Origin of the sequence: Glaciimonas sp. PCH181 (genome assembly GCF_003056055.1) — a bacterium.
Taxonomy (GTDB): domain Bacteria; phylum Pseudomonadota; class Gammaproteobacteria; order Burkholderiales; family Burkholderiaceae_D; genus Glaciimonas.
In genome coordinates, this window is sequence record NZ_PYFP01000002.1 from 1,261,203 (window position 1) to 1,274,137 (window position 12,935).

The window sequence follows — 12,935 nt, forward strand, 5'->3', positions numbered from 1 at the left end:
GACGACTGAAATACCCTCAAAATGATCGCATGTAGCAGTAGCATGCGATCATTTTTTTATGCAACGTCTATCGTAAATTTGGCATGTGCAGTCGCTGCCAGATGCGCACGCAGCCATTTATGCGCAGGATTACGCACGTCGCGCTCGTGCCACAGCATATCCACGTCAACGGCAGGCGTCGCAAACGGCAACTCGCGTGCGACTAAAACGTCAGTCATACCGGTGGCACCAATTAAATGGCGTGGCAATACGGTAATCAAGTCGGAACTGGCGACAACTTGTCCGGCGGTAAAGAACTGATTCACCGTCAGCAAGATGCGCCGTTTACGATTCATGCCAACCAAAATTTCTTCGATCAAACCATGCGCACGACCGGAAAAGCTGACCAGTAAATGGTGCGCCTCGCAATAGCTATCGAGCGTCAGCGGGGCGTTTGCTAGCGGATGGTCTTTGCGCATCACGCAGACATAATGCCCGGTGTATAAGCGCTCATGATGGACGGGCGAAGCCGAGGTAGTCTGACTGCCTGCTAATTGCGCGGTCACTCCGGGGAAAAATCCCACTGCTAAATCAACATCGCCGCGCAGCAACATTTGCCGTGGATCACGCGTGGTTAACGGCACCATGCGGATATTCAATTGCGGCGCTTCGCGCTCAATGGTGCGTACTAACGACGGCAGCCAGAGTACCGCAGTGGCGTCGGCCATTGCCATCTGAAACGTGGTGTGGGCGCGCGAAACGTCGAACGTTTCCGGCGTAATCGCGGTTTCCAGATCGGTCAGCGCACGGCGTACCGACGGCCATAATTCCTCCGCGTATTGCGTCGGCTTGACCCCGTGCGCGGTGCGTATCAGCAATTCATCATTGAGCGAATAGCGCAAGCGCTTTAACGCGTTGGAGACCGCCGGCTGGGTCATCGCCAGGCGACTGGCGGCTCGCGTGAGATTTTGCTCGGTCATTATTGCGTCGAATACGCGCAGTAAATTCAAATCAAGCGTCAGAAAACTCATGTTCAGACCATCGTGTGTTGTGTGATTTATTGGGCAAGCAGCTGGCAACTACATTACTGCATGATAAAAGTTGCTCCATCGCAATATGCCAGCATTCACCAAGTTTATAACTGTTATATGAAAAGACGTTAATACATTTTTCAGTTGGTTCTTATATTGCACCGCAATAATGAATCAATAGTCGCCTATTATTTATACATTAATGCGATTTTTTGCTGTTGGTTATAGAGATAATACCCTTTGAAAGGAGAGTATTCCGGCCATTACTGACCGCAATTAAAGGTATACGTTGATGACATAACAGTTATCCGAATTGCCCATTGGATCGGCTTGCATAGACATAATATACTGCGCTGCAACAGAGTAATAATAGTCGTTAGCAGCATATTTAAAAATATCATGTCACTTTTTACCTTCGCCTCCTCTGCAGACACAGCTTCGCTGCTGCAATCCATCGTTTCAATCGCCACTGCGTTAGCGTGGCCTGTATTGGGCGTGAGCATTATTGCGGTCTTGGGGTTTCTTTTTAAACCGTTGTTGCGTGGCGTCTGGCGCGTGATGTTATTGCAAGTTAAGCCGCGCAGGACGTTGGAACAGCGGATCGCAGACAACAAGGTATTGGGCCGCGAGCAGGTGCGTCGTTTTGCGAGTGATCATGAAGGCAGCCATCCAAATCTTGCTGCTGAATTGCGTTTGTTGGCTGGCAGCAATTAATCGCGAGGTTGGCATGCACCAATATCTGTATTCGGATCAGCCGCAACAGTCTGCCGCGATGCACAGACGCAAGCTGTTGCCGCGCTCACGCAGTCTGGCGTCGATGTTGCCTTCTTTTGTATTGTCCGGTGTTGTCACCTGTTTGATGACGGCGTTGATGTGCTTTATGTGGCTGACGCCTGAAGGGCATTTTCTCAGGACATGGATGGAAAGCTGGCTGACACTCTGGCCGATTGCTTTCCCCGTCATGTATTTATTGAGTACGCCGTTACGCAAATTGGCCGCGCATATCTCACCTTAATGCCCGATTGGCAGTACTACCGAATGTCTCCTCCGCCCTTCTCGGGTGGATTCTCCCCACCGGCGCCACGCGCTAGTGGGGTTTTTTTTATCCTCGAAAAAGTGATCCAAATGTGATCTAACAATAAAAAAGCGCAACCGATACAACGATTGCGCTTTTTTGCATAGGATTAGTCTGCTGACTAACCCTGATATTGCTTAACCTGGATTATTTTGCCAGACGCTTTTCCAGAGCGACTTTGACCTCTTGCAATTCTTTTGGCAAATGGTGTTTCAGTTTCTCGAATAACTCGGTGTGCAGCGCCGTTTCTGCTTGCCACGCGGCTGTATCAATCGAGGTTATTTGCTTAAATTGCTGCTCGGTAAAATCAAGGCCATCCCATTGCAGATCGCTAAACTGTGGCGTAGTGCCAAATAAATGTTCGACGCCACCAGCGTTATTTTCCAGGCGATCCAGCATCCATTTCAAGACGCGCATGTTATCGCCAAAACCGGGCCAGACAAATTTGCCATCGGCATCGGTACGGAACCAGTTGACGCAGAAAATCTTTGGAATTTCTGCCGGTGAGGCAGCAATCTTACGGCCCATATTCAGCCAATGCTGGAAATAGTCGCTCATGTTGTAGCCAATGAACGGCAGCATCGCAAACGGATCGCGGCGTACGATGCCCTGCTGACCAGCGGCAGCGGCGGTGGTCTCCGAACCCATGGTCGCGGCCATATACACGCCCTCGACCCAATTGCGGGCTTCTGTCACCAGTGGCACAGTGGTTGAACGACGGCCACCGAAAATGAAGGCAGAAATCGGCACACCGGCAGGATCGTCCCAGGCTGAATCGATGACCGGATTTTGCGTTGCTGCGACGGTGAAGCGGGCATTTGGATGCGCTGCTTTGGCGCCGGTTTCCTTGGCGCTGGCAGGGGTCCAGTCTTTACCTTGCCAGTCGATTAAGTGCGCTGGCGCTTCTTTGGTCATGCCTTCCCACCAGACATCGCCATCGTCGGTCAACGCGACGTTGGTGAAGATGGTGTTATCGCGCATTGACGCCATGCAATTAAAGTTGGTTTTTTCGTTCGTGCCCGGTGCCACGCCAAAATAACCGGCTTCTGGATTGATGGCGTATAAACGGCCATCTTCGCCCGGTTTGATCCAGGCGATATCGTCGCCGATGGTGGTGACTTTCCAACCCTCAAAACTGGCTGGCGGAATCAGCATCGCAAAGTTGGTTTTACCGCAGGCCGACGGGAAAGCGGCGGCGACGTAATGCTTTTTACCGGCTGGCGATTCAACACCCAGAATCAGCATATGTTCGGCTAGCCAGCCGCCGTCGCGGCCCATGGTTGAGGCGATGCGCAGGGCGAAGCATTTTTTGCCCAGCAACGCATTACCGCCATAGCCAGAACCGAAGGACCAGATTTCGCGAGTTTCAGGATAATGGACGATATATTTGGTCGCGTTGCATGGCCATGCCACGTCTTTTTCACCCGCGCTGAGCGGTGCGCCAACGGAGTGTACGCATGGGACAAAGTCACCATCCGCGCCCAGTACGTCGTACACCGCATTGCCCATGCGCGTCATGATGCGCATGTTGACCGCGACGTAAGGCGAGTCCGATAGTTCGACGCCGATATGGGCAATCGAAGAACCCAGCGGCCCCATCGAAAAAGGCACGACATACATCGTGCGACCTTGCATGCAGCCATCGAATAAACCGGTCAGCGTGGTGCGCATTTCGGCAGGTTCTGTCCAATTATTGGTTGGACCGGCATCTTCTTTTTTAGCTGAGCAGATAAAGGTCCGATCTTCTACGCGCGCGACGTCAGATGGATCGGAGCATGCCAGATAACTGTTCGGACGCTTCGCTTGATTCAGCTTTTTCATTGTTCCCGCAGCCACCATTTCAGCGCACAGACGATCGTATTCTTCCTGCGATCCATCGCACCAATGAATATTCGCAGGTTTGGTCAATGCCGCGATTTCGCTGACCCAGTTAATCAGTTTTTGCTGTTTGACATAGCTCGGTGGATTGAGGGCAGCGACGCTATCTGCTTGGGCGAAGTGAGGATGGTTCATGACGCGATCTCCAATAATAAAATTTTGTTGTGCAATGTGTAATCTTCGCTTGATAGTGATGCACCAATGGCGTTACCGATAGCGGCATTGGCTGTTCGTATCTTGCTTAACATCGATTGCGGTAATAAATAAGCGGTAACAAATAAGCTTTAATAAGAAGCTTTAATCCATAAGAAGTAACAAAGCAGTGCAAGTAAGTACGGCGCAAGCACAGTGTCAAATAGGGTGACAAATACATAGGCGACAAAACCGCAGACAAAATTCTCTGGCGCATGTCCTGATCAGCAGAAAATGGAATAATGCTGAACGAACATTGCGGTGTGCCAGACAACCAGTCGGCATCCCATTAACATCCTTCAGCGTGATCCAGTTTCTGGCGCGAAGAGGGAGTTTTGTTGCCTCTGGGCATGCCGTTTCTAACGCAGTTGTTCTGATGTTAGTAGCAAGAAAACACCGATTGTACACTCGCTTTGTAGTAAAAATGACCAACTAATGTAGTAAGGTATTTATGGTTTTACGTATGTCGTTGCTTTATTACGTGATCGTCTGATTAACCGCTTTTTGCCACATTTTTCCGCAGGAAATACTATGAAAATTGCCATACTCGATGACTACCAGGATGCTGTTCGACAACTTGATAGCTTCGCATTATTAAAAGATCACGAGGTCAAGGTATTCACCAATTCCGCGCGCGGCAATGGTCAGCTGGCGATCAGACTGGCAAGTTTTGAGGCGCTGGTACTGATTCGCGAACGGACTGTTTTATCTAAAGCTTTATTGTATAAATTACCACATTTACGCTTGATTTCACAGACTGGTAAAGTAAGTGGTCACATTGACGTAGAAGCCGCTACGGCAATGAATATTGCCATTGTGGAAGGTTCTGGAGATCCTACTGCGCCAGCTGAATTAACTTGGGCATTGATCATGGCGGCGGCGAGAAAAATTCCGCAGTATGCGCATAATTTGCAGCAAGGTTTGTGGCAAACGGCATCGTCGCAGCCGCAGTTCAACGGCGTGGGGATTGCGTTAAAAGGGCGCACGCTGGCGATATGGGGTTACGGCAAAATTGGGCGCATGGTTGCCGGTTACGGAAAAGCATTCGGCATGCGGGTAATGATTTGGGGTCGGGAGGCAAGTCGTGCTGCCGCGTTGCAGGACGGGCATCTGGTGGCGGAGTCAAAAGAACAATTTTTTGCCGAGGCCGATGTGCTGTCACTACATTTACGATTGAATGACGCGACGCGCGGCATCGTCGCAGCGGAAGATCTTGGCCGCATGAAGCCGAGCGCGATTTTTGTGAATACCAGTCGGGCAGAATTGGTGGCAACGGATGCGTTGTTACCAGCTTTACAGCAAGGGCATCCGGGTTTTGCCGCGTTGGATGTGTATGAAACGGAACCGTTGACGCTGGATAGCCCATTGCTGAAGATGGAGAATGTGCTGGCCTCGCCGCATTTGGGCTATGTCGAAAAAGATGGCTACGAATTATATTTCCGGACGGCTTTTCAAAACATCGTGGATTTTGCCAATGGCACGCCAAAAAATGTATTGAATCCTGAAGTATTATCCAAGCCTTAACGTTGTTGCAAGCCCGGCTTTAAAACATTCAGGCCGGGCTAATTGCAAACTTAACAGACTCAGCAAACTCAATCTTCAGCGCTGGCAGGCAAGATAAGTTTCATTACTTTAGTTGGCTGAATCGCCAGACTGCCGCTATGCCATAAACCGGCCCAACCCGGTGGCCACGGCAAAGGCGGCCCGTCATATTCAGGCACGCCTGCCCGCACCGGAATCACCGGCAAGCTGCCAGGCATGGTCGCACTTTTATCTGCGCTGCCGCTGCTGGCATCCCAGCCAAGACTAAACGCGTAATTTGGCAATAAGGCATCGCAGACAGCGGCAAACCACGCGCTGTGATCTTCGTCGCGACCCAGCGCCTGCGCAAAACCTTGCGGATCGAACTTCGCCAGCGCGCTTGCCAATTCGCTGGAGGACGCACCCGGACAATCGCCCCAGCCAAGTATCGGATTGAAGTTGTAATCCGCACCAGAGCCATACCAACCCTCGCGACGCGGACGTTCCAGCCAGTTGTGGCGACCGCAAAACAAATGCCAGCGCCAATGCATGCCGGAAGGCTTGGGCCAGCTGTACAAATACAGGCGCTGATAACCGGCGCGATGCAGATCTCGCACCATTGCCATCAGACGCGCATGCGGCATGCGGTCGGGCGGGGAGCGGCGAAACAGAATCGGGTCGCCGTCGGCATGTTGCAACTCATCGGAAGACAAATTTAAATCAAGCGTGCGGATTTCGCTGCCAAAGCGCGCAGAAATCCAGCCGGTTAGCAGATTGACGGTGACGATCACGCCATAACCGCGATAGCGATGAAAAATGACGGTGCCTGGGGCGATAGGTTTCATGAACTAAATGAGATGACGCGAAGTCAGAGAAATTGTGAAAGAAATAAGGGAATAAGAGATTTAGGTAAAAGTGCCGTGTTTAAAACATTTCCGTCAGTATAATCAGTTCACCCACAAGGCAGAAAGGACTCGCATCATGACGCAACGTCCACACCCAGTACGCGACCCGCGGTTATATCTGAATGGCAGTCAAGACAGTTCAGATAATCAGGACCAACCTCAAGATCAACCTTCTCAGCCTAACCTCCCTGACCGTACTAACGCAACCCCGCAAGCGATTTCTTCTGCAGTATTCGCACCCTCAGCATCTCCCCATCTTTTAAAGCGACGCAATTTACTCTTGCTGGCGGGCGCAAGTTTTGCCGTATTGAGCATGCCGCGTTGGTTGCAACAGGCTTCCGCGCAATCCACGACCGTCATTACTCCCAAAATTCCCGCGGCAGATAGTCAGCAACAGCGTGATTTTTTGGCACTCTCGGTCCTGCTGACAGCCAGGCCAAAACTCAATTCCCGCACCAGCGCTCGCACTTACGCCGCCTTGAGTGCGCAATTGGTCGAGTTTGAAAAGCAATCTGCCGATCTCTGGCAATTCGCTCAGACCCAGCAAATTAAAGACGTTGACGCGTTGGTCGCCGCCGTTGAGAGCAATGCCGATCTGAGTAAGGTTCTGCATCAAATCGTCAGCGCCTGGTATCTGGGCGTGGTCGGAAACGGTGCGCAAGGTCAGGTAATCGCTTTTGAGCAAGCCTTGATGTTTGATCCAGTGCGCGATGCTGTGGTAGTGCCGACGTACTGTCGCGCCGCTCCCGGCTATTGGGTGAAACAGGTGATACCGGTCAATCAGGTAGGGCAAACAGCAGTGTCGAAAGTGGGAGCATAAGGATGGCTGATAACTTATCTGCAGATGTTGTTATTGTCGGTTCCGGCGTTGCTGGCGCGTTGGTCGCCCATCAATTGGCGAAGGCTGGCGTTTCTGTGTTGGTGCTGGAAGCGGGGCCACGGATGGAGCGTTGGCGGATAGTCGAAAACTATCGCAATACGGCCAGCAAAGATGATTTTATGACGCCGTATCCGTCGACCAAACACGCGCCGCATCCGGAATACACGCCAGAAAATAATTATCTGATTCAAAAGGGATCGCAAAAATATAATTCCCAATATATCCGTGCAGTCGGTGGCACGACCTGGCATTGGGCTGCCGCTGCCTGGCGATTTTTGCCCAACGATTTCAAGCTAAAAGACGTCTATGGCGTAGGGCGGAATTGGCCGATTAGCTATGACGAACTGGAGCCCTACTATTATCGTGCCGAAGTTGAGCTGGGTGTATCCGGCCCCAACGATGGCACCGATCTTGGCTCGCCCCGCAAGCAACCTTATCCGATGGATCATTTGCCGCTGTCGTGGAATGACCAGCGCTTCAGCGCCGTCGTGAATGGTAATGGACACAAAGTAGTCTCCGAGCCGGTGGCCCGCAATAGCCGCGCCTACGATGCGCGCCCAAATTGTTGCGGTAACAATAATTGCATGCCGATTTGCCCGATTGCGGCGATGTACAGCGGCATTATTCATGTCGAGAAAGCCGAAAAAGCCGGTGCCAAAGTGCTGCCGAACGCCGTCGTGTATCGGATTGAAGTCGATAGCGCAAATCGGGTCAGCGCCGTGCATTACAAAGATCCTGACGGTGTTACACATCGCGTTACCGGCAAATATTTTGTATTAGCAGCGAACGGAATTGAGATTCCTAAACTGATGCTGATTTCGACGGATGACAAACATCCTAACGGCGTCGGCAACAGCTCTGATCAGGTCGGTCGAAATTTGATGGATCATCCTGGGACAAGTGTCACTTTTCTGGCGAATGAGGATATGTGGCCGGGCCGTGGATCGATAGAAATGACTTCCATAGTCGATATGCGCGATGGCCCTTTCCGGGCAGAATATGCGGGTAAAAAGCTGCATCTGAACAATATGGCGCAGACCAATCACGCAGCACAAACGGCGTTGAAGCAGGGCTTGGTGGGCACTAAACTGGATGCCGAAATTCGTCATCGCGCAGCGCGTACCGTGAATATCAACAGTTTCCACGATATTCTGGCAAATCCGGAAAACCGTATCCGCGCCAGCACCGAGAAACGCGATGCGCTGGGTATTCCGCAGCCAGAAATCACCTACGCAATCGATGATTATGTGAAAAAAAGCGCGGTCCTGACGCATGAAACTTATGCCAGCATCGCCGCGATGTTTGGCGGCACCGAAGTTGTATTCGACGATAATTTCGCGCCAAATAACCACATCATGGGCGCCACCATCATGGGCGGTGATCCACGCGATTCGGTGGTAGATGCGCATTGTCGCTCGCACGATCATGAGAATTTATTCATTGCCAGCAGCGCGGTCATGCCGGTAGCCGGGACCGTCAATTGCACGCTGACCATCGCGGCGCTGTCATTGCGCATCGCCGATACATTGAGGACAGTGCTATGAAGCCCGCGCACTTTTTACGCTCTTTGCAGGCCATCGCGATCATCGTTGGCGCGGCGTTGACGTTGCCAACCATGGTGTTTGCTGCCGATGTGCCTGCGGCGACTGCAGATGTGGCCGCAGATGCCAGCAGCACAGGCGCGATTCCCGATCAAATTAAACGTGGCGAATATCTGGCGCGGGCGGCGGATTGTATCGCTTGCCATACGGTCGACAAAGCCAAGCCGTTCGCAGGTGGCTATCCGTTAGCGACGCCGTTCGGGACGATTTATGGGCCGAATATCACACCAGATAAAGAGACCGGCATCGGTAATTGGACCGATGATGATTTCATCCGCGCGCTGCATCTGGGAATTGGCAAGCACGGCGAGCATTTATACCCGGCTTTTCCCTACACCGCGTTCACCAAATTATCGCGTGATGACGTGCTGGCGATCAAAGCCTATTTGTTTAGTCTGCCAGCAATTAATCAAAAGACCCCCGAAAATAAATTGCCATTTCCGCTGAATCAGCGCCCGATTCTGGCTGGCTGGAAGCTATTTAACTTTACGCCGGGACGTTGGCAAGCTGATCCTGCCCAAAGCGTGGAATGGAATCGCGGCGTGTATTTGGTAGAGGGTTTGGCACATTGTCAGGAATGCCACACACCGCGCAATATCACGATGGGCGTGAACAAAAAGCTGGCCTTTAGCGGCGCGCAATTGGGCGGATGGACTGCCTATAACATCACGCCAGACAAAATCAGTGGCGTTGGCGGTTGGAGCGATGCAGAATTGACGCAATATCTGCAAACCGGTCTGGTGCCCGGTAAAGCCGCTGCTGGCGGTGGTATGGCCGAAGCGATTGAGCATAGTTTGCAATATCTGACAGATCCCGATGTGAAGGCGATTGTCACTTATTTGCGCAGCGTTCCGGCGATTCATGCAGAGGGCGATACCAAGGCGCGCTACGCATGGGGTGCAGCGTCTGACGATGACGCCGATTTACGCGGCATGTCGCCGGTGTCCATCAGTTCGGTGGCGTCGGGCGGGGCAGAGTTGTTCAGCGGCAATTGCGCAAGTTGCCACGCGGCCAGCGGCAGTGGCGTGGTGGACGGTGTCTATCCATCGTTATTCCACAACAGCGTGGTCGGCGCGTCGGACCCTGGCAATTTATTAATGGTGATTCTTAACGGCGTGCAACGCAACGTCAAGACAGGTGAAGCGTTTATGCCCGGTTTTGCGGATCATCTGAGCGACGCCCAGATTGCGACGTTGAGTAACTACGTCCTGAAGCAATATGGCAATACAAGCGTAGCAACGATCACCCCGGAGCACGTTAAAATACAACGCAGGGGGGCACCCAGGTCACCGATAGTGGTTTTGTTGCCGTGGGGCATGGGAGCGGCGGTGGCCGTACTCCTTTTGTTGATTTACCTGTTTTCGCGGCGAAGCAGACGTAAAGTCGCACGGCGTGGGTTACGACCTCATCACAATACCGACATTAATAGCTCTAACGACCAGAACATCAAGAAGGGAAATTGAATCGTATGACTCTCCGGACATTACGTGTTATCGCCACTGGCGGCACATTTGACAAGCATTACGATGAAATCGCTGGCAAGCTGACGTTTGCCGCCAGCCATTTGCAGAAAGTAATCACGCGTTCGCGCATCACGGCACCCATCGAGCTGGAGGAGTTGCCGCTGCTGGATTCCCTCGACATGCAAGATATTGATCGGCGCCGGGTGCTGGCGTCTTGCACGCATGCTGAGGAAGAGGGGATTATTATTATTCACGGCACGGATACGATGCAGGAAACGGCGGCGGTGTTGGGTGCGGCGAATCTGGCGCGGACGATTGTGGTGACGGGGGCGATGATTCCGTATGAGATCGCAAATTCAGATGCGCTGTTCAATTTTGGTTTTGCATGCGGTGTGGCGCAGTGTTTGCCGCATGGCGTGTATGTGGCGATGAATGGGAAGGTATTTGGTTGGGACAAGGTCCAAAAAAATCGTGTTGCGGGGGTGTTTGAGTCGGTTTAAATGGTACTTGGTATAGGTTGCAAAGGGGACGTGATGTCCCCTTTTACTTTACATCCGGCCATCTTAATTCGCTGATTGTGACAAATTTTTCTGAGTAGTTTTGCGTTCCATTCAATCGCGTGATTTGCGCGTATTTATTTTCGTATTTTTTTATTGAACCCATATTAGATGACTCATCCTTGCTTGCGTTGCGGTGCCTGTTGCGCCCACTTTCGTGTTGCCTTCCATTGGATGGAGGCTGACGCGGAGGGTGGGGGTGTTGTGCCGTCGGAGTTCACCGTGAAGCTTGATCCGCATCGGGTTGCTATGCATGGGACTGAGGGCGCTAAGCCGCGGTGTTTGTCATTGCTGGGCGAGGTGGGGAAGGATGCGTCTTGTGGGATTTATTTGCAGAGGCCATCGCCTTGTCATGATTTACAGCCAGCTTGGGAAAATGGAGAGGCTAGCCCGCAGTGTGATCGGGCGCGGATTGCACATGGGTTGGAGCCTTTGACTGTTGGGGATTGGGGGGCGGTTATTAAACAACAATCCCAACCCATCAAAATCTAATACACCAAAAATATATCAGACAAATTCTAAGTAATAACGACGTACCAAAATAAATACCGATTGTCATCCAGAAGAACAAAAATACTGTTCCTCCGGATGACAAATCATCCATCAAAACAACGTTAATACACCGCCAGAACGATCAATGAATCAATTAACTAAATGACCATCCGATCGATCAGCAGCAGACCCCATTAGAAGCGATGTTGAATCCCGCCAATAACCCCGGTCTGACTAGTACCAAACCCAACATCATCCCGCGAAACCCCGACTAACTGGTTGTTTTTAGCCTTCGCATAAGCACCGCTCAAATACAAATCGGTACGTTTAGAAAGCGCATACTTAGCCCGCACCGAATACATAATCGGATCCGCATCTTTGCCAGCCGCGACATTTTTTATATTCTGATAGTAAATCTGCCCAATCAACGTCACAACCGGCGTAACGCGATAACTCGCCCCACCCCAAAACAAATCACTCCGCAAATCCGCTGCGTGACTGGCCAACGTCTTTTTATAATTGCGATAACCCAGATTGAATTTCCAATCTTCCCCAAATTGATACAAACCAGCTAAATGCACCGATGTCGCCTTATCATAGCCACCGCCAGCAATCGCAGCAGTCCCGTTCGACCGATCAAACGCCGTTGCAACGCTGAACGGACCAGCACCATAAGATCCCGCAACGCTGAATTTAGCAGTATCGCCAGTACTGCCAGCAACCTCACCAAAACCATACGTCGCACCGACTTTGAAACTACCAAAACTACCCAAATATTTAATCATATTCGGCACAGTAGTAATCATCCCGTCTTTACGACCACCCGTAGCATTACCCGAAGTAACCCACGAATATTGACCCGAATAACCCATCAAATCGAATGGCAAAATAAAGTCATACGTCGTCGAAAATGAACGTCCTGCGACGATTCTGCCGAAGCTGCCCTCCAGCCCCACGTTAGCCTGGCGATTGAATAGCAGCCCTGCGCTATCGAACTCACCGGTATCAAGCTTAAAGCCGTTTTCCAGTTGAAATACCGCCTTTAAACCGCCGCCCAGATCTTCCGTACCGCGAAAGCCGATGCGCGAAGTATTCATCGCACCCGAACTCAGACGCACGACGCCGTCCTTTTTCACATTCGCGTGATTCACGTACTCCACGCCAGCATCTAACAAACCGTAGATCGTGACATTGCTTTGGGCATAGCTGCTGACAGCGAATGTGCTGAGCGCGGCCAAGGCCAGTAAATTTTTCTTCATATCCCTCTTCCTCTGTGATTAAACTATTTTTCTTGCCGCTTTAAGCGGCAATGATGGAACGTCAACAACGGTGCAACATCGGACAATTGAACACGCCGCATC

The 12,935-nt window shown here is 51.6% G+C and carries 12 protein-coding genes; 8 read left to right on the top strand and 4 right to left on the bottom strand.

The window, feature by feature from the left end; all coding sequences use genetic code 11:
• Positions 1-56: 56 nt before the first annotated feature.
• Complete coding sequence (locus C7W93_RS18895; protein WP_108441793.1) at positions 57-1,010, bottom strand: LysR family transcriptional regulator; 954 nt, start codon at positions 1,008-1,010, stop codon at positions 57-59.
• Between the two features lie 399 nt (positions 1,011-1,409).
• Here C7W93_RS18895 and C7W93_RS18900 point away from each other — a divergent pair, with 399 nt between their 5' ends.
• Both C7W93_RS18900 and C7W93_RS18905 read left to right on the top strand, forming a co-directional pair.
• Complete coding sequence (locus C7W93_RS18900) at positions 1,410-1,724, top strand: hypothetical protein (protein WP_108441794.1); 315 nt, start codon at positions 1,410-1,412, stop codon at positions 1,722-1,724.
• Complete coding sequence (locus tag C7W93_RS18905) at positions 1,666-2,025, top strand: DUF2798 domain-containing protein (RefSeq protein WP_108441795.1); 360 nt, start codon at positions 1,666-1,668, stop codon at positions 2,023-2,025. Before C7W93_RS18900 ends, C7W93_RS18905 begins: the two co-directional genes overlap by 59 nt.
• Before the next feature lie 207 nt (positions 2,026-2,232).
• Here C7W93_RS18905 and C7W93_RS18910 read toward each other — a convergent pair whose 3' ends face one another.
• Positions 2,233-4,098: a phosphoenolpyruvate carboxykinase (GTP) gene (locus tag C7W93_RS18910; RefSeq protein WP_108441796.1), complete on the bottom strand. Its 1,866-nt coding sequence runs from the start codon at positions 4,096-4,098 to the stop codon at positions 2,233-2,235.
• Between the two features lie 588 nt (positions 4,099-4,686).
• Between C7W93_RS18910 and C7W93_RS18915 the strand changes: the two genes are divergently transcribed.
• On the top strand, positions 4,687-5,679 hold the full coding sequence (locus C7W93_RS18915) for a D-2-hydroxyacid dehydrogenase family protein (protein WP_108441797.1): 993 nt from the start codon (positions 4,687-4,689) through the stop codon (positions 5,677-5,679).
• 68 nt (positions 5,680-5,747) lie between these two features.
• Here C7W93_RS18915 and C7W93_RS18920 read toward each other — a convergent pair whose 3' ends face one another.
• Positions 5,748-6,521 carry an L-asparaginase gene (locus C7W93_RS18920; protein WP_108441798.1) on the bottom strand — a complete coding sequence of 258 codons (774 nt, stop codon included), beginning with the start codon at positions 6,519-6,521 and terminating at the stop codon, positions 5,748-5,750.
• Between the two features lie 136 nt (positions 6,522-6,657).
• Here C7W93_RS18920 and C7W93_RS18925 point away from each other — a divergent pair, with 136 nt between their 5' ends.
• The 5 genes from C7W93_RS18925 to C7W93_RS18945 all read left to right on the top strand — a co-directional run bounded on the left by C7W93_RS18925 (position 6,658) and on the right by C7W93_RS18945 (position 11,574).
• Complete coding sequence (locus tag C7W93_RS18925) at positions 6,658-7,401, top strand: sorbitol dehydrogenase family protein (RefSeq protein ID WP_108441799.1); 744 nt, start codon at positions 6,658-6,660, stop codon at positions 7,399-7,401.
• 2 nt (positions 7,402-7,403) lie between these two features.
• Positions 7,404-9,005 (top strand): GMC family oxidoreductase, encoded by a 1,602-nt coding sequence (locus C7W93_RS18930; protein ID WP_108441800.1) that lies wholly within the window; start codon positions 7,404-7,406, stop codon positions 9,003-9,005.
• Positions 9,002-10,525, top strand: coding sequence for a cytochrome c (locus tag C7W93_RS18935; RefSeq protein ID WP_201747291.1), 1,524 nt, complete (start codon positions 9,002-9,004; stop codon positions 10,523-10,525). Before C7W93_RS18930 ends, C7W93_RS18935 begins: the two co-directional genes overlap by 4 nt.
• A 5-nt stretch (positions 10,526-10,530) precedes the next feature.
• Positions 10,531-11,025 carry an asparaginase domain-containing protein gene (locus tag C7W93_RS18940; RefSeq protein WP_108441801.1) on the top strand — a complete coding sequence of 165 codons (495 nt, stop codon included), beginning with the start codon at positions 10,531-10,533 and terminating at the stop codon, positions 11,023-11,025.
• Between the two features lie 168 nt (positions 11,026-11,193).
• A complete protein-coding gene (locus tag C7W93_RS18945; RefSeq protein WP_108441802.1) occupies positions 11,194-11,574 on the top strand; it encodes a YkgJ family cysteine cluster protein in 381 nt (126 codons plus the stop codon).
• A 194-nt stretch (positions 11,575-11,768) separates the two neighbouring features.
• Here C7W93_RS18945 and C7W93_RS18950 read toward each other — a convergent pair whose 3' ends face one another.
• Positions 11,769-12,833, bottom strand: a complete 1,065-nt coding sequence (locus tag C7W93_RS18950) for a porin (RefSeq protein ID WP_108441803.1) — start codon at positions 12,831-12,833, stop codon at positions 11,769-11,771.
• Positions 12,834-12,935 lie beyond the last annotated feature (102 nt).